Below are 15,626 nucleotides of genomic sequence, written 5' to 3' on the forward strand. Positions count from 1 at the left end.
CTCCGCACTGAAGGCCGGACCCCGACATCACGGGGGCCGGCCTTCGGCGTTCCCGGAGGGGGTCCCGATCGTGGCCGTCCACACTGGCAACGGCTCGAAGAGTGCGCCATCCGGCCAGGTTCTTTCCCGCCCCTCCCTCGCTCCCGCCCCGCTCCGGCTTTCGCTCCGCTCCACCCCGCTCCGCTCCGTTCCACCCCGCTCCGGCTTTCGCTCCGCTCCGCTCCGCTTTCGCTGCCCCCGCCCCCTGTCGATTCGTGATCACCGCATTGCGGTCTTGTGGCATGGCCGATCCAGGACTCGACAGCTGTACGAGGGCGAGTGCACAGTGATCTCAGCAAGCGCTTTCTGTACGTCGTAGGTCTCCGTGTCCGGCGTCCAGCGCCCCAGTTCGACATCCGTGGCGCCCACGTGGACCCCGCCGATGTGGGCCCGCACGGCAACCACAGAAGGAGCGTCATGACCACCCGCAGAGCTTTCGGAGCCCTCGCGGCCGGTGCCGCCCTCGCGGCGCTCGCCCCGGCGGGGACGGCGTCCGCGACCCCGCACCGGCGCCGCGGCCGGCTGATCGCCGCCGACGACTTCCGGCACGGCCTCGGCCAGTGGGCCGTGGAGTTGGAGAGGGGCGGTGCGGTCACGGCCTCGCGCGGTGCGCTGGAGGTCGACGTGCCGGCCGGGGCCACCGTCTGGTTCAAGCGGAAGCTGGCAGGGCCCTACGTCGTCCAGTACACGGCCACCCCGGTCTCCGCGGGTGGGGTCAACGATCGGGTCTCCGACCTCAACAACTTCTGGAACGCCGTCGACGTGCGGTCGCCCGGTGATCTTTTCGCCACCCCGCGTGGGGGTGCGCTCGCCGAGTACGACCATCTGAAGACGTATTACGTCGGGTACGGCGCCAACACCAATACGACGACACGGCTGCGTCGGTATGTCGGCGAGGCGGGTGTGCGGCCGCTGATCTACGACTACACGGCGCCGCTGCTCGTCGCGAACGAGCCGCACCGCGTCCGGATCGTCTCCGACGGGTCGAAGGTGCAGTGGTGGAACAACGGGCGGCTCGTGTTCGACTACATCGATCCCGAGCCGTACACAAGTGGGCATTTCGGTTTCCGGACCACCTGGAGTCACTTCCGGATCGAGGACTTCCGGGTGTGGAGATCCGTCGGCCGCCGCTGAGCGGTCGAGGGGAGAGGGAGGCCGGGGTGGTGGGGTGCCGCCAACCCGACCTGGCCTGTTCCGTGTTGACCAACACTTGACTCGTGGTCTATCTCACCGTCCGTCAACCTCTTATTACGGTCGCGTAGGTCACATCAGAAGGTGAATCATGGGGCGATGTGGCAGACGATTCGAATGACAGCAGAGCAATGATCGGGTCGTACGTGGCGGTGGGGGACAGCTTCACCGAGGGCGTCGGCGATCCAGGCCCCGACGGACGGTTCGTCGGCTGGGCCGACCGATTCGCGGTGCTCCTCGCGGACCGTGTGCCCGAGGGTGCCTTCGACTACACCAACCTGGCGGTACGGGGGAAGCTCCTCGACCAGATCGTGGAGGATCAGGTGCCGCGGGCTCTGGAGCTCGCGCCCGATCTGATCTCCTTCTGTGCGGGCGGCAACGACATCATCCGGCCGGGCACCGATCCCGACGAGGTCGCCGAGCGGTTCGAGCGGGCGGTGTCCCGGCTCACCTCGGCTGTCGGCACGGTCATGGTGACCACCGGCTTCGACACCCGTGACGTCCCGGTGCTGAAGCATCTGCGGGGGAAGATCGCCACGTACAACCTGCATGTGCGGGCCATCGCCGACCGGTACGGGTGTCCCGTGCTGGACCTGTGGTCCCTCAAGACGGTCCAGGACCGGCGGGCCTGGGACCTCGACCGGCTGCACCTGTCGGCGGAGGGGCACACACGGGTCGCGCTGCGGGCCGGGCAGGTGCTGGGCGTCGACGTCCCGGCCGACCCCGATCAGCCGTGGCCCCCGCTGCCGCCGCGCGGCACGCTGGAGATGCGTCGGGACAACATTCAGTGGGCGCGGGAGTATCTGGTGCCGTGGATCGGGCGGCGGCTGCGGGGGGAGTCGTCCGGGGACCATGTGTCGGCGAAGGGGCAACTGTCGCCGTACGACATCAAGCTGCGGATCGAGTCGGTGGCCTGACCGGGGCGCCCTCGGGTGTGCCGGGCGCCGGGCCGTCAGCGGGTTGCCGCTGTCAGGGTTTCGCGGGTCAGGCCCAGTTCGTGGGCCAGGGCCTCGTCGGCCCAGTCCTGGGCTCGGGCGCGGGAGACGGCTCCGTCGTAGGCCGTCATCTGTACGGCCAGGCCGTCCAGGAGGGCGGTGAGGCGGAGGGCGGTGGCCGGGGGATCCGGGCAGTGGAACTCGTCGGCCGCCACGCCTGCCTCGATGACCTCGGTGAGGGCGGCCTTCCACTGTCGGTCCAGGTCACGGGTGACCTCGCGCAGGGCGGGTTCGCGGAGGGAGGCGGCCCAGCCTTCGATCCACAGGCGCCAGCCCTTGGCCTGGCCGGTCGGGGCGTACCAGCGGACGGCCGCCCGGAGCCGGCGCAGGGCCGTGGTGCGGCGGCCCAGCAGTTTGCGGAGGCGGGCGAGGTCGTCCTCGGCGGCGTGGCGGAAGGCCTCGGCCACCAGTCTTTCCTTGGTCGAGAAGTGGTAGAGCACCAAGGCGCTGCTCACCCCGAGGACGGCGGCCACGTCGGAGATCCGTACCGCCGCGACGCCCCGCGCCTCGATCTGCTCGATGGCGGCCCGGAGCAGCTCCGCACGCCGCTCGGCCACACTCAACCGCACCCTGCCCACGCGGCAACCCTACCCAGGCCCACGGACAGCCACCGGAGTCTTCGAGCCACCTCGAATCGGGCCGGTATCCGCCGGATGTGGGATCGCGTGGGGCCGGTCGTCCGTCAGCGGTGCCAGCCGAAGCGCTCCGTGATCGCCGGCAGGCGGTCTGCGGCGAGGGCGTGGGCGGCGGTGCGGGGGGTCGTGCCGTCGGTCTCGGCCCGGGTGAGCATCAGGTCGACGAGGGCGCGCATGGAGTGACGGGTGTGGGTGAACGCCTCGTCGGCGGTGGGGCCGATGTCCCCGAACAGGGTCCACCACCACCAGGCGTTCGTACCGGAGTTGACGACGACGTCGGGCAGGACGGTGACGCCGCGAGCGGTGAGCAGTTCCTCGGCCGCCGGGAGGACGGGCATGTTCGCCGCCTCGGCGATCAGCCGGGCGGTGACGTGGTGGTGGTTGGTGGTGTCGATCGCGTACGAGACCGCCGCCGGGATCAGTACGTCGGCCTCGGTGGTGAGCCAGGCTTCGCCGGACGCCTCGTGGTCGTCGGGGCCGAGTGCGGACCGGTCGACCGTGCCGTGCCGGTCACGGGCGGCGAGCAGTGCTTCGACGTCCAGGCCGGTGGGGTTGGAGATGGTGCCCTTGATGTCGGCCACGGCCACGATCGTGAGTCCGGCACGGGCGAGAAAGCGGGCGGTCGCCCCGCCCATGGTGCCCAGGCCCTGTACGGCGACCCGCGTCCCGGCGTACGGCACCCCGGCCCGGTCCAGGGCCGTGAGCACGGACTCGGCGACGCCGCAGCCGCCGACCAGCTCGTCGAGGCCGATGCCGTCCACCTGGACCGCGAAGGCGTCCGCGAGCCGTCGCCGGGCCGTCCGCTCGTCGTCGAGGAGGGGGTACACCGCCTGGATCGTCGACACGAGGCCCGCCTCGGCCGCCGCGCGCTCCATCAGGTCCTGGGTGAGCCCCAGGTCCTCGCCGGTGGTCCAGAACGTCTCGATGTACGGGCGCATCGCGCGCAGGTAGCGCACCAGGACGCCGTACGCCTCCGGGTCACGGGGATCGCAGTCGATGCCGCCCTTGGCACCGCCGAGCGGGACGTAACGACCCTCGGGGGCATAGTGCAGCGCCTCCTTCATGGTCATGCCTCGGGCGAGTCCGGCCACCTCGTCGAGGGTGCAGCCCGGACGCATCCGCAGACCGCCGCTGGAGACCCCGCGCACCAGCCGGTCCACCACCAGGAAGCCCCGCTGACCTGTGACGTGGTCGGTCCAGGTGAGGGACACGAAGGGGGTGGTGGGCATGGGGCTCCTCGGGGTGGCCTGGGGAGGCCGAGGGGAGAGGCGGAGAGGGGCGAGAGCGGGAACAAGAAGAGCTACTGAAGAGTTGGTCAGTATTGCATCGTGCGGGGTGGGGTTGGACCCGGCGCTGTCGGAGGGGCGGACCATAATGGGATGCCTGAGCGAATCCACCAGGAGGTGCCGTGTCCGGTTCCGGATCCCGTTCTCTCAGCTCGGCGCTGCGCGCAGCGCGGCCCGCCGCCTTCGGCGCGGACCCGAGCGGTGCCCGTCTGGAGCGGATCCGCAGATCCCCGCACTTCGCCGACGGGGTCTTCGTGAATCCCGAGAGTGCCCAGGTCCGCCCCTCCGGCGGCGCCGCCATGGAGATGGCGAAGAGCTACTTCCGCAAGGACGAGCGAGCGCGGCGGGCACCGGCGGGGCTGATTCCCGTGCACTCCACGACCCTCGCCGACCTGGCCAGACCCCCGGTGAGCGGGCTGCGGATCACATGGATGGGCCATTCGAGTGCGCTCGCCGAGATCGACGGGCACCGGGTGCTCTTCGACCCCGTGTGGGGTGAGCGCTGCTCCCCGTTCGCCTTCGCCGGGCCCAAGCGGCTGCACCCCGTGCCGGTGCCGCTGGCCGCGCTCGGCCCGGTCGACGTCGTCGTCATCTCGCACGACCACTACGACCACCTGGACATGCCCTCGATCAAGGAGCTGGCCGGCACGGACACGGTCTTCGCCGTGCCCCTCGGCGTCGGCGCCCATCTGGAGCACTGGGGCGTCTCCGCGGACCGGATCCGCGAGCTGGACTGGCAGGAGGCGACGAAGGTCGGCGGCCTCACGCTGACCGCCACCCCCGCCCGGCACTTCTGCGGACGGGGTCTGCGCAACACCCAGCACACGCTGTGGGCCTCCTGGGTCGTCGCCGGTGACGAGCACCGGATCTACCACAGCGGCGACACCGGGTACTTCGGGGGCTTCAGGGAGATCGGCGCCGAGCACGGACCGTTCGACATCACCATGATCCAGGTCGGTGCCTATTCGGAGTTCTGGCCCGACATCCACATGACTCCCGACGAGGGGCTGCAGACGCACCTCGACCTCCAGGGCGGCGAGCCCGGCGGCGTGATGATGCCGATCCACTGGGCGACGTTCAACCTGGCGATGCACGCCTGGGCCGAGCCGGGCGAGCGCATGATGTGGGCCACGCACGACGCGGGGGTCGCCATGGCCGCACCGCAGCCGGGGGAGCCGTTCGAGCCGAAGAACACACCGCCGGTGAACCCGTGGTGGCGTGCCGTGTCCCAGCAGCCGGTCGGCGGCTGGGCCGCCTGGCCGCCGGTGGGGGAGCGGCTGGACCTGGTGGCGGAGAGCTGACGGGCGCCCACCGTCGGATTCCGGTGGCGGCGGAGACCTCGGGGCAGGGACACGTACTCGAACCGCTGCCTCCGCTGACCATGACCACGGTCGAAGGGAAGGAAGCCGCGGACACCCTCGTCGAGGTGGTGAGCGGCACCGTGAACGGGTCGAGAATTCTCCCGACAGGGTGATTTTTCGATTGACGTCGAGGGCCGGGGAGTGAATTGCTCCCCGGCCCTCGACGTTTGTTATCGACCTATTTTGACCAGCTCTGATCGAAATCCGGACGTAAAAAGAATCCGACAGGAACAAGCGTCCGAAGAATTATCGGACTGTCGCACGAAGCCTCATATCAGAGCGGGACGCAATACGGAGGTCTTTGTCAACTGCGCACCGCACATGACGCGTTGGCGACTACTGTGAGTTGCCGTCGGACGACGCTGGGCTGAATTCTTCGACTCTCGCGACCGACACGCGAGGGCGCATGCCCAAGTCGCCCGGACGCGGCACCCCCCACGCCCCAGACGGACCAGTACGAGGACGCTGATGTCTCACCTTCGCGCACCGGCCGCACGCGCAGACCGCCGTGAGGGCGGGCGGCACGGGCGATCGGCCACCCGTGCCGTCCCCTCGCTGCCCGAGATCCACATACGGCCACAACTGGTGCGCCTCGCGGTCCTGCCCCCCACAGCGGTCGCCCTCAGCGCCTGCGCCGCCGTGCTCTTCACCTTCCGCGCCGGCGGCGCCCGTCCCAGCCTCACCCTGTGGGCGGTGCTCGCCGGAGCCGCCGCGGTGGCCCTCACCGGCATCGCGATCGCCACCGTGGCCGCCGGCCGCACCGCCAAGTCCGTCCGCGAACGCCTCGGCGCCCTGCGGCAGGTCAGCACCAAGAGCGAGGACGACCTGCGGGCCCTCGTCGACGCGCTCCGGCGCGGCGACCAGCCGCCCGCGCGCGGGCCCCGCGCCGAACCCGCCGCGGACGCCGACGACTTCGAGCTGCTCACAGCCGACCTGGCCCGCGTCCACGACAGCGCCGTCACCGCCGTCGTCCAGGCCTCCCAGCTCTCCAGCCACGCAGGCAGCGAACAGAAGCTCGAAGTCTTCGTGAACCTGGCGCGCCGGCTCCAGTCCCTGGTCCAGCGGGAGATCTCCATCCTGGACGACCTGGAGAACGAGATCGAGGACCCGGATCTCCTCAAGGGCCTCTTCCACGTCGACCACCTCGCCACCCGCGTCCGCCGCCACGCCGAGAACCTCGCCGTCCTCGGCGGCGCCGTCTCCCGCCGTCAGTGGAGCAAACCCGTCTCCATGACCGAGGTACTGCGCTCCGCGATCGCCGAGGTCGAGCAGTACTCCCGGGTCAAGCTGGTCCCCCCGGTCGACGGCACCCTGCGCGGGCACGCCGTCGCCGACGTCATCCACCTCCTCGCCGAACTCGTCGAGAACGCCACGGTGTTCTCCGCCCCGCACACCCAGGTCCTGCTCCGCGCCAACCTCGTCACCTCCGGGCTCGCCGTCGAGGTCGAGGACCGGGGCCTCGGCATGCCCCTCACCGAGCAGAACAAGATGAACGCCCTGCTCGCCGACCCCGACCAGGTCAACGTCGCCAGCCTCCTCCAGGACGGCCGCATCGGCCTCTTCGTGGTCTCCCAGCTGGCCCGCCGCCACGGCATCCAGGTCCGTCTCCAGAGCAACATCTACGGCGGAGTCCAGGCCGCGTTCGTCGTCCCCCAGGGCCTGCTCGGCACCGAACCGGGCGACCTGCCGCAGACCCAGCCCCACGCCGAGTACACCACCGCCGTACGACGGCCCGCCGGGCCCCAGCACGCCCAACCCGCCGCACCCCGGCGGGCGTCCGCACCCGGGCCCGCCGACCGCCCGGCGACCGACAGGCCGGCACACGCCGGGATCGACCGGCCCGGCCGTCCGGCACCCGCGCAGCCCGCGCGCCCCGAGCCCGGCCACCGGTCCGCCCCGAGCCCGACGCGTGCCTCCGTGCCCCGCCAGCAGGGCCCCGGCCGGGGCAGCGGCCGGCAGGGTCCGGGCAGAGGCAGCGGCGGCCCGACCCCGCTTCCGGTGCGCGGCGCCCGGGACGAGCGGCCCAACCCGGCCGAGGCCGTGCCCGGCGTCCACCCTGACGACCGGGGGACGGTCGCGGAGAACCCCGGGACACCCCCGACCCCCCGCGTCGGCGGAGCCGTGCGCGGCACCATGGGCAAGCCCCAACTGCCCCGTCGCCGCGCCCAGCAGCACATCGTGCCCCAGCTCCGCGGCGGCCCCGCGCCCGCGCCCCGCCAGGACCCCGACCACTACATCGGCCACGACCCCGGGCTGATGGCCGCCTTCCAGCGCGGCATCGGACTCGCCGAGGCCCGCCAGATGGAGAACTCCGACTGGGACACCTCCACGCTGGACACGGCCTCCGCGGACTTCGCGCCCCCCGCCCCCGACGCCGCGTCCCGCATCGACACGGGACAGCCGCACCCGGGCCACCCGGCCCCGACACCGGCCGGCGGCACGGGCCGCATCGACGCACTCCGCATGGAACTGGCCCCCATGGACGCCCCTCACAAGGACGCCGCCCAGCCCCTGGGCGGACACCCCAGGGGCGTCGCCCCCACAGCCGTACCGCCGTCGGCCCTCGACGCGGCACACGACCTCACGCCCCGGCAGGACGGGAGCACACCGGCCGGATGACCAACCCCCTCACCACCCCCACCACGGTCCCCACCCCCTCCGCTCCCGCAGACCAACGCACCCCAAGGAGTCGATCCACCATGGCGAGCGATGCGCCGACCGGCCATGTATCCGATCTCGACTGGCTGATGAGCGGCCTAGTCCAGCGCGTACCGCACACCTCGAGCGCGGTGCTGCTCTCCTGCGACGGGCTCGTGAAGTCGGTCCACGGCCTCGATCCGGACAGCGCCGACCACATGGCGGCCCTGGCCTCCGGCCTGTACTCCCTCGGACGCAGCGCGGGCGTCCGCTTCGGCGACGGCGGCGACGTCCGCCAGGTCGTCGTCGAACTCGACTCGACCCTGCTGTTCGTCTCCACCGCGGGCTCCGGCACCTGTCTCGCCGTGCTCGCCGGCCGCGAGACCGACGCCGCGGTCCTCGGCTACGAGATGGCCATGCTCGTGAAGAGCGTCCGCCCCTACCTGGTCACCCAGCCCCGTCAAGCAGTCGAACCCTCCGCGATGAGGCCTTGAACGTGCCCACGGCCGGCGACGGACCTCTGTACGACGACGCCGCCGGGCGTCTGGTACGCCCCTACACCGTCATCAACGGCCGGACCCGGCCGACCACCGCGCTCGATCTCCTCTCACAGGTGATGGCCACCGGGGCGACCCCCCTCGGCTATCTCGGCCCCGAGCACGCAACCGCACTCGACCTGTGCCGGGCACCCGTCTCGGTCGCCGAGGTCGCCGCCCACCTCACGCTGCCGGCGGCGGTCACCAAGGTGCTGCTGTCCGACCTCGTCGACTGCGGCGCACTCACCACCAAGCCCCCGGTTTTCCACCACAACCCGACAGACCGGTCTCTTCTGGAGGCAGTGCTCGATGGACTACGACGACAGCTCTGACCCCTTTCCCACCGCACTCAAGATCCTGGTGGCGGGAGGGTTCGGGGTCGGCAAGACGACCTTCGTCGGCGCGGTGAGCGAGATCGCGCCGCTGAGCACGGAGGAACTGCTCACCACAGTGAGCGCCGCCACCGACCATCTCGACGGCATCGAGAACAAGGTCGAGACGACCGTCGCGATGGACTTCGGCCGCATCACCCTCGATCCGCGGCATGTGCTCTATCTGTTCGGCACCCCCGGACAACAGCGGTTCTGGTTCATGTGGGACGAACTCTCCGAGGGCGCCCTCGGCGCGGTCATCCTCGCCGACACCCGCCGGCTGGAGGACTGCTTCGCCGCCGTCGACTTCTTCGAGCAGCGCGGCCTCGGCTTCATCGTCGCCGTCAACGAGTTCGACGGGTCCTTCCGCTACGACGCCGACGAGGTGCGCGCCGCCCTCGACCTCGATCCCGAGATCCCCGTCGTCTGCTGCGACGCCCGCATCTCCAGCTCGGGCGTCCAGACCCTGCTCACCCTCGTCCGGCACCTCCTCGCCCACACCCCGGCCCAGCTCCCGAGCCACGGAGCCCACACGTGACGTACGACCCGCCGCGTCCGGTCAGCCGGCTGCTGCTCACCCCCGAGGACCGGGACGCACCCGAGCGCGTGGAACGGCTGCGGCTGCTGGGGCTCGGAGAGTACGCCGAAGCGGCCTTCGACGCCTTCGCGGACCGGCTCGCCGGGATCGCCGCGGTGCCGTACGCGATGGTCAACTTCATCGACGAGAAGCGGCAGTTCTTCGCCGGACTGCATGTCTCGGCGGCGCCGACGGCGGACACCACGGTCCTCGGGGTCGATCGCCACCTCGCCCGTGACCACGGCTTCTGCCCCTATGTGGTGGTCCGCCGCAAAGGGCTCGTCCTCGAAGACGTGAGCGAATACCCGAAGTTCGCCGGAAACCCCGTCGTCGACGACCACGGCATCCGCTCCTACCTCGGTGCCCCGCTGCTCGACCGCACGGGCATCGCCCTCGGCACGGTCTGCGTCCTCGACGTCCAGCCGCGCCCCTGGGGCAGGGCCGGACTGGAGACCATCAAGTCGATGGCGGCGGAACTGGCCGCCGGGATCGAGGGACGGGAGGCGTTCCCGTAACGCCCGCAGGGCCCGCGGGGGAGGGCACATCATGGCGGATCCCGTGGCCCGGCGGGGTGTGAAGGAAAGCTGCGGCCGAGGTTAAGAAAACCTCGATGGACCGGGGTGCCGCCGTAAGGCAGATTGATCGGCGAACCCACCCCTCTCCCCGGTACGGGCCTGTTCGTCATGCCCGGCGCCGGGGCGTACCCACAGGAGCCGTAGCGTGAAGGCGCTGGTCAAGGAGAAGGCGGAGCCAGGGCTGTGGCTCGTCGACGTCCCGGAGCCCGAGATCGGTCCCGGCGACGTACTGATCAAGGTTCTGCGGACCGGGATCTGCGGCACCGACCTGCACATCCGGGCCTGGGACGGCTGGGCCCGGCAGGCGATCCGCACCCCGCTCGTGGCCGGCCACGAGTTCGTCGGCCGGGTTGTGGAGACTGGCCGTGACGTCACCGAGATCCAGGCCGGCGACCGGGTCAGCGGTGAGGGCCACCTGGTGTGCGGCAAGTGCCGCAACTGTCTCGCCGGCCGCCGCCACCTGTGCCGTGCCACCGTCGGCCTCGGGGTCGGGCGCGACGGCGCCTTCGCCGAGTACGTGGCCCTGCCCGCGGCCAACGTCTGGGTGCACCGCGTTCCCGTCGACCTCGACGTGGCCGCGATCTTCGACCCGTTCGGCAACGCCGTGCACACCGCGCTGTCCTTCCCGCTCGTCGGCGAGGACGTCCTGATCACCGGCGCGGGCCCCATCGGCCTGATGGCGGCGGCGGTGGCCCGGCACGCGGGCGCCCGCAACGTCGTGATCACGGACGTCAGCGAGGAACGGCTGGAACTGGCCCGTAAGATCGGGGTCACCCTCGCCCTCGACGTGCGCGAGTCGACCATCTCCGACGGGCAGCGCACCCTCCGCCTGCGTGAGGGCTTCGACATCGGCCTGGAGATGTCCGGCAACCCCGTCGCGATGCGCGACATGGTCGCCAACATGACCCACGGCGGCCGGATCGCCATGCTCGGGCTGCCGTCCGAGGAGTTCTCCGTCGACTGGTCCCGGATCGTCACCTCCATGATCACCATCAAGGGGATCTACGGCCGTGAGATGTTCGAGACCTGGTACGCGATGTCGGTCCTCCTGGAAGGGGGCCTCGACCTCGCTCCCGTGATCACCGGCCGCTACGGCTACCGCGACCACGAGGCGGCCTTCGCCGACGCGGCGAGCGGCACCGGCGGCAAGGTCATCCTCGACTGGACCGCGTGAGCGTAAGCGTTCGCTCGACCGGCGCAACCCCCTTCCGCGTAAGCACTTTAGGAGCTTCCTGATGTTCGACTCCGTGCGCGACGACCTCCGCACCACCCTCGACGAGATCCGCGCCGCCGGTCTGCACAAGCCCGAGCGGGTCATCGGCAGCCCGCAGTCCGCGACCGTCGCAGTCACCGCCGGCGGCCGTCCCGGCGAGGTCCTCAACTTCTGCGCGAACAACTACCTCGGCCTCGCCGACCACCCCGAGGTCGTCACCGCCGCCCACGAGGCCCTCGACCGCTGGGGCTACGGCATGGCCTCCGTCCGCTTCATCTGCGGCACCCAGGAGGTGCACAAGGAGCTGGAGGCGCGGCTGTCCGCCTTCCTCGGCCAGGAGGACACGATCCTGTACTCCTCCTGCTTCGACGCCAACGGCGGTGTGTTCGAGACGCTGCTCGGCCCCGAGGACGCGGTGATCTCCGACGCCCTCAACCACGCCTCGATCATCGACGGCATCCGGCTGTCCAAGGCCCGCCGCTTCCGCTACGCCAACCGCGATCTGGCCGACCTGGAACGGCAGTTGAAGGAAGCCACGGAGGGCGGCGCCCGCCGGAAGCTGATCGTCACCGACGGTGTCTTCTCCATGGACGGCTATGTGGCCCCGCTCGGCGAGATCTGCGACCTCGCCGACCGCCACGACGCCATGGTGATGGTCGACGACTCCCACGCCGTCGGCTTCACCGGCCCCGGCGGCCGCGGCACCCCCGAACTGCACGGCGTGATGGACCGCGTCGACATCATCACCGGCACCCTCGGCAAGGCCCTCGGCGGCGCCTCCGGCGGCTACGTCGCCGCCCGCGCCGAGATCGTCGCCCTGCTGCGCCAGCGCTCCCGCCCGTACCTCTTCTCGAACACGCTCGCCCCGGTGATCGCGGCGGCCTCCCTGAAGGTGCTCGACCTCCTGGAGTCGGCCGACGACCTGCGCGTCCGCCTCGCCGAGAACACCGCGCTGTTCCGCCGCCGGATGACCGAGGAGGGCTTCGACCTCCTCCCCGGCGACCACCCCATCGCCCCCGTCATGATCGGCGACGCCGCGAAGGCCGGCCGCCTGGCCGAGCTGCTCCTGGAGCGCGGTGTCTATGTGATCGGATTCTCCTACCCGGTCGTCCCGCAGGGGCAGGCCCGCATCCGCGTCCAGCTCTCCGCGGCGCACTCGACGGCGGACGTGAACCGCGCGGTGGACGCGTTCGTGGCGGCGCGGGCCGAGCTGGAGGCCTGAGCCAGGACCTCAGCAGGGGAAAGCGCGCATTTGAGAGAATCGGTCACATGATCGAAGCGCGGCGGCTCCACATCCTTCGTGCGGTGGCCGACCACCGCACGGTGACGGCGGCTGCCGCCGCGCTGTACCTCACCCCGTCCGCGGTCTCCCAGCAGCTGACCGCGCTGGAACAGGAGACGGGCCATCGCCTGGTCGAGCGCGGCGCGAAGGGCGTACGGCTGACCCCGGCCGGCGAGATCCTGCTCGGCCACACCAACGTGGTCCTCGCCCAGCTGGAGCAGGCGGCGGCGGAACTGGCCGCGTACAGCTCGGGCCAGGCGGGCACCGTCACGGTCGCCTCCTTCGCCACCGGCATCGCCCAGGTCGTGGCGCCCGCGCTGGCCCGGCTCGCCGGTTCCGCGCCCGGCATCCGCCTCCGCGTCCAGGACGCCGAGGGGGACGCGAGCCTCCCGATGGTCCTGGACCGGCAGGTCGACATCGCCGTCGCGGTCGAGTACCGGGGTGCCCCGGCCGCCGACGACCCCCGCCTCACCCACGTCCCGCTGTACGCCGAGCCCTTCGACGCGGTCGTGCCCGTCAGTCACCGCCTCGCCGACGCGGCCGAGGTGCCGCTCGCCGAACTGGCCAAGGACCCCTGGATCGGCCCCTACCCCGGCAATCCCTGCCATGACGTCGTCGTCCTGGCCTGCGAGAACGCCGGCTTCCAGCCACGCCTCGAACACTCCTCCGACGACTTCCGTGCCGTCGTCGCCCTCGCCTCCGCCGACGCGGGCGTCGCCCTCGTACCCCGCTCGGCCCTGCGCGGCACGGACCTCACCGGCGTGGTCGTACGCCCCGTCGACGGCGTGGCCCCCACGCGCCGCGTCTTCGCCGCCGTACGCCGTGGCGCGGAAGGCCACCCGCTGATCCGGCCGGTGCTGGAGGCGCTGGGGGAGGCGGCGGAGTGAGACGGCGCACATCGTAAACCCGTGCCCCATATCCGGGATAGCATCCCGAATATGGGAAGCGTCGAAGACATGGCGGCACCGGACCCCGTCGACCTCCGTCTGGCCGCCCGCCTGGCCGAGCTGCGGGCCGAACGCGGTTGGTCCCTAGGGGAGTTGGCGGACCGCAGCGGGGTGAGCCGCTCGACCCTCTCCCGGGCCGAGCGCGCGGAGACCAGCCCCACGGCCGCGCTGCTGAACCGCCTCTGCCGGGTGTACGGCCGGACGATGTCCCAGCTGCTCAGCGAGGTCGAGTCCGAGCCGGTCTCCGTGGTGCGCGCGGGGGAGCAGGCCGTCTGGGAGGACAGGGCCGCCGGATTCGTACGGCGGTCCGTGTCACCGCCGGCGGCCGGCCTGAGCGGTGAACTCGTCGAGGGCCGGCTCACGGCGGGCGCGGACATCGCCTACGACGGGCCGTCCGTCCCCGGCCTCGAACAGCACATCTGGGTCCTGAACGGCACCCTCCACGTCACCGACCGGGATGTGGAGCACCGGTTGGCGGGCGGGGACTGTCTGCGGATGCGGGTGTGGGGGGCGACGCGGTTCCGGTGCCCCGGGCCCGGGGACGTGCGGTACGCGCTGGTGGTGGTGAAGCCGTGAGCGGATCCGTGACCGATCCCGAGTCCGTGACCACATCCGAGTCCGGAGCCGGAGCCGGAGCCGAGACCGGGACTGGGGCCGGAAGCGGGACCGGGACCGGGACCGTGATCTTTCGGCTCGTCGACGCGCAACTCCCCTCCCTGATCGAGGAGTTGGCGGACCTCCTGGTCGACACCGTGAACGGCGGGGCCTCGATCGGCTTCCTCGCGCCGCTCGACCGGGCGGCTGCCGTCACCTGGTGGAAGGCGCGCGTCGACGCGGTGCCGGCCGGTGGGCTCGACGTGTGGGTGGCGCGCGACGGCGACCGGGTGCTCGGCACGGTCGGTCTTGTCTTCCCGGACAAGCCCAACAGCCGTCACCGGGCCGAACTCGTCAAGCTGATGGTCCACCGGGACGCCCGAGGACAGGGCCTGGGCCGGACCCTCCTCGCGACCGCCGAGCGGGCCGCCGTCGACGCGGGCATCACCCTGCTCCACCTGGACACCGAGACAGACAGCCCCGCCGAGCGCCTCTACGGCAAGGCCGGCTGGACCCGGATCGGGACCATCCCGGACTACGCGGCGGACCCGCACGGGACGCTGCGCCCGACATCGATCCACTACAAGCAGGTGGGGCCCCTGACGCCCGCCCGCTGAGTGTCAGTGGTGGACGTTACGGTGCCTCTCATGCCGGATGCCGAAGACGTACGACGTGTCGCCCTCTCCCTGCCCGACACCACGGAGAAGGTCGCCTGGAACATGCCCACCTTCCGGGTGGCGGGAACGATGTTCGCGACCCTGCCGGAGGACGAGACGTCCATCGCCGTGCGCTGCCCGAAGGAGGAGCGCGACGAGTTGGTCCTCGCCGAGCCGGGCAAGTTCTGGATCGCCGACCATGAGGCGGGGTTCGCGTGGGTGAGGGTGCGGCTCTCCGCCCTGGAGGACGAGCCCGAGCTGCGCGACATCCTGGCCGATTCCTGGCGCCAGGCCGCCTCGCCCGGACTCCTCGCCGCCCACCCGGAGTTGGGGCTCCCGGCCGCCGACTGACGAAGCTCGGCCGCCCACGCTGCGGCGCCCCTCGCGCGCGGTGCGGAACCGCTGGCCGCGCACCGGGAGGACCCACCCGCCGGGATGCCGGCACGTGCACGGTCCAGCCGCCGCCCTCTGCTCCCCGATAAACGTGTGCGCGACCACCGGCCTGAGTGCGGTATTGTTTCGGTGCACGTTCAGCCAGGGGAAACCCCAGGTCAGACGGGCAACGGGACGTGGCGCAGCTTGGTAGCGCACTTGACTGGGGGTCAAGGGGTCGCAGGTTCAAATCCTGTCGTCCCGACTTGCTGAGGAGCAGGTCGGAGGTCATTTCCGGGTCACCGGAAATGACCTCTTCGTCGTTCTGGCGCACGCGCGGGGTCCGCGAGAGGCGTGCC

Annotated in this window: 16 protein-coding genes and 1 tRNA gene; 15 read left to right on the plus strand and 2 right to left on the minus strand. The window is 71.5% G+C overall.

What is annotated here, in order from left to right:
- Nucleotides 1-456 precede the first annotated feature (456 nt).
- Both OG202_RS41650 and OG202_RS41655 read left to right on the plus strand, forming a co-directional pair.
- Nucleotides 457-1,173, plus strand: coding sequence for a DUF6250 domain-containing protein (locus OG202_RS41650; RefSeq protein WP_328224446.1), 717 nt, complete (start codon nt 457-459; stop codon nt 1,171-1,173).
- A 188-nt stretch (nt 1,174-1,361) separates the two neighbouring features.
- Entirely contained in the window at nt 1,362-2,147 is a 786-nt protein-coding gene (locus tag OG202_RS41655) for an SGNH/GDSL hydrolase family protein (protein ID WP_326574519.1), read from the plus strand.
- Nucleotides 2,148-2,182: 35 nt separating this feature from the next.
- On the opposite strand, the gene OG202_RS41660 is transcribed toward OG202_RS41655, so the two are convergent.
- Complete coding sequence (locus OG202_RS41660) at nt 2,183-2,803, minus strand: TetR/AcrR family transcriptional regulator (protein WP_327726761.1); 621 nt, start codon at nt 2,801-2,803, stop codon at nt 2,183-2,185.
- A gap of 104 nt (nt 2,804-2,907) precedes the next feature.
- Nucleotides 2,908-4,089 carry a glutamate dehydrogenase gene (locus tag OG202_RS41665; RefSeq protein ID WP_327726760.1) on the minus strand — a complete coding sequence of 394 codons (1,182 nt, stop codon included), beginning with the start codon at nt 4,087-4,089 and terminating at the stop codon, nt 2,908-2,910.
- 179 nt (nt 4,090-4,268) lie between these two features.
- Between OG202_RS41665 and OG202_RS41670 the strand changes: the two genes are divergently transcribed.
- The 13 genes from OG202_RS41670 (at nt 4,269) to OG202_RS41730 (ending at nt 15,532) form a co-directional block, all read left to right on the plus strand.
- Nucleotides 4,269-5,447 carry an MBL fold metallo-hydrolase gene (locus OG202_RS41670; RefSeq protein WP_327726759.1) on the plus strand — a complete coding sequence of 393 codons (1,179 nt, stop codon included), beginning with the start codon at nt 4,269-4,271 and terminating at the stop codon, nt 5,445-5,447.
- A 528-nt stretch (nt 5,448-5,975) separates the two neighbouring features.
- Nucleotides 5,976-8,126 (plus strand): ATP-binding protein, encoded by a 2,151-nt coding sequence (locus OG202_RS41675; RefSeq protein WP_327726758.1) that lies wholly within the window; start codon nt 5,976-5,978, stop codon nt 8,124-8,126.
- An 80-nt stretch (nt 8,127-8,206) separates the two neighbouring features.
- Complete coding sequence (locus OG202_RS41680) at nt 8,207-8,638, plus strand: roadblock/LC7 domain-containing protein (protein ID WP_327726757.1); 432 nt, start codon at nt 8,207-8,209, stop codon at nt 8,636-8,638.
- Nucleotides 8,639-8,640: 2 nt separating this feature from the next.
- The gene (locus OG202_RS41685; protein WP_326585529.1) at nt 8,641-9,012 is read left to right on the plus strand and encodes a DUF742 domain-containing protein; all 372 of its coding nucleotides are present in this window, start codon (nt 8,641-8,643) and stop codon (nt 9,010-9,012) included.
- A complete protein-coding gene (locus OG202_RS41690; RefSeq protein ID WP_326574513.1) occupies nt 8,990-9,589 on the plus strand; it encodes a GTP-binding protein in 600 nt (199 codons plus the stop codon). Before OG202_RS41685 ends, OG202_RS41690 begins: the two co-directional genes overlap by 23 nt.
- Nucleotides 9,586-10,143 (plus strand): GAF domain-containing protein, encoded by a 558-nt coding sequence (locus OG202_RS41695; protein WP_327726756.1) that lies wholly within the window; start codon nt 9,586-9,588, stop codon nt 10,141-10,143. Before OG202_RS41690 ends, OG202_RS41695 begins: the two co-directional genes overlap by 4 nt.
- Before the next feature lie 205 nt (nt 10,144-10,348).
- Complete coding sequence (gene tdh, locus OG202_RS41700; protein ID WP_327726755.1) at nt 10,349-11,377, plus strand: L-threonine 3-dehydrogenase; 1,029 nt, start codon at nt 10,349-10,351, stop codon at nt 11,375-11,377.
- Between the two features lie 61 nt (nt 11,378-11,438).
- Nucleotides 11,439-12,638: a glycine C-acetyltransferase gene (locus tag OG202_RS41705; RefSeq protein ID WP_327726754.1), complete on the plus strand. Its 1,200-nt coding sequence runs from the start codon at nt 11,439-11,441 to the stop codon at nt 12,636-12,638.
- 47 nt (nt 12,639-12,685) lie between these two features.
- Nucleotides 12,686-13,585, plus strand: a complete 900-nt coding sequence (locus OG202_RS41710) for a LysR family transcriptional regulator (protein WP_327726753.1) — start codon at nt 12,686-12,688, stop codon at nt 13,583-13,585.
- A 51-nt stretch (nt 13,586-13,636) separates the two neighbouring features.
- Nucleotides 13,637-14,221: a helix-turn-helix domain-containing protein gene (locus OG202_RS41715; RefSeq protein WP_327726752.1), complete on the plus strand. Its 585-nt coding sequence runs from the start codon at nt 13,637-13,639 to the stop codon at nt 14,219-14,221.
- A gap of 104 nt (nt 14,222-14,325) precedes the next feature.
- Entirely contained in the window at nt 14,326-14,856 is a 531-nt protein-coding gene (locus OG202_RS41720; RefSeq protein WP_327726751.1) for a GNAT family N-acetyltransferase, read from the plus strand.
- Between the two features lie 30 nt (nt 14,857-14,886).
- The gene (locus tag OG202_RS41725) at nt 14,887-15,246 is read left to right on the plus strand and encodes an MmcQ/YjbR family DNA-binding protein (RefSeq protein WP_328224447.1); all 360 of its coding nucleotides are present in this window, start codon (nt 14,887-14,889) and stop codon (nt 15,244-15,246) included.
- Nucleotides 15,247-15,458: 212 nt separating this feature from the next.
- A tRNA-Pro gene (locus OG202_RS41730) sits at nt 15,459-15,532 on the plus strand.
- Nucleotides 15,533-15,626 lie beyond the last annotated feature (94 nt).

Origin of the sequence: Streptomyces sp. NBC_00310, from assembly GCF_036208085.1 — a bacterium.
Classification (GTDB): domain Bacteria; phylum Actinomycetota; class Actinomycetes; order Streptomycetales; family Streptomycetaceae; genus Streptomyces.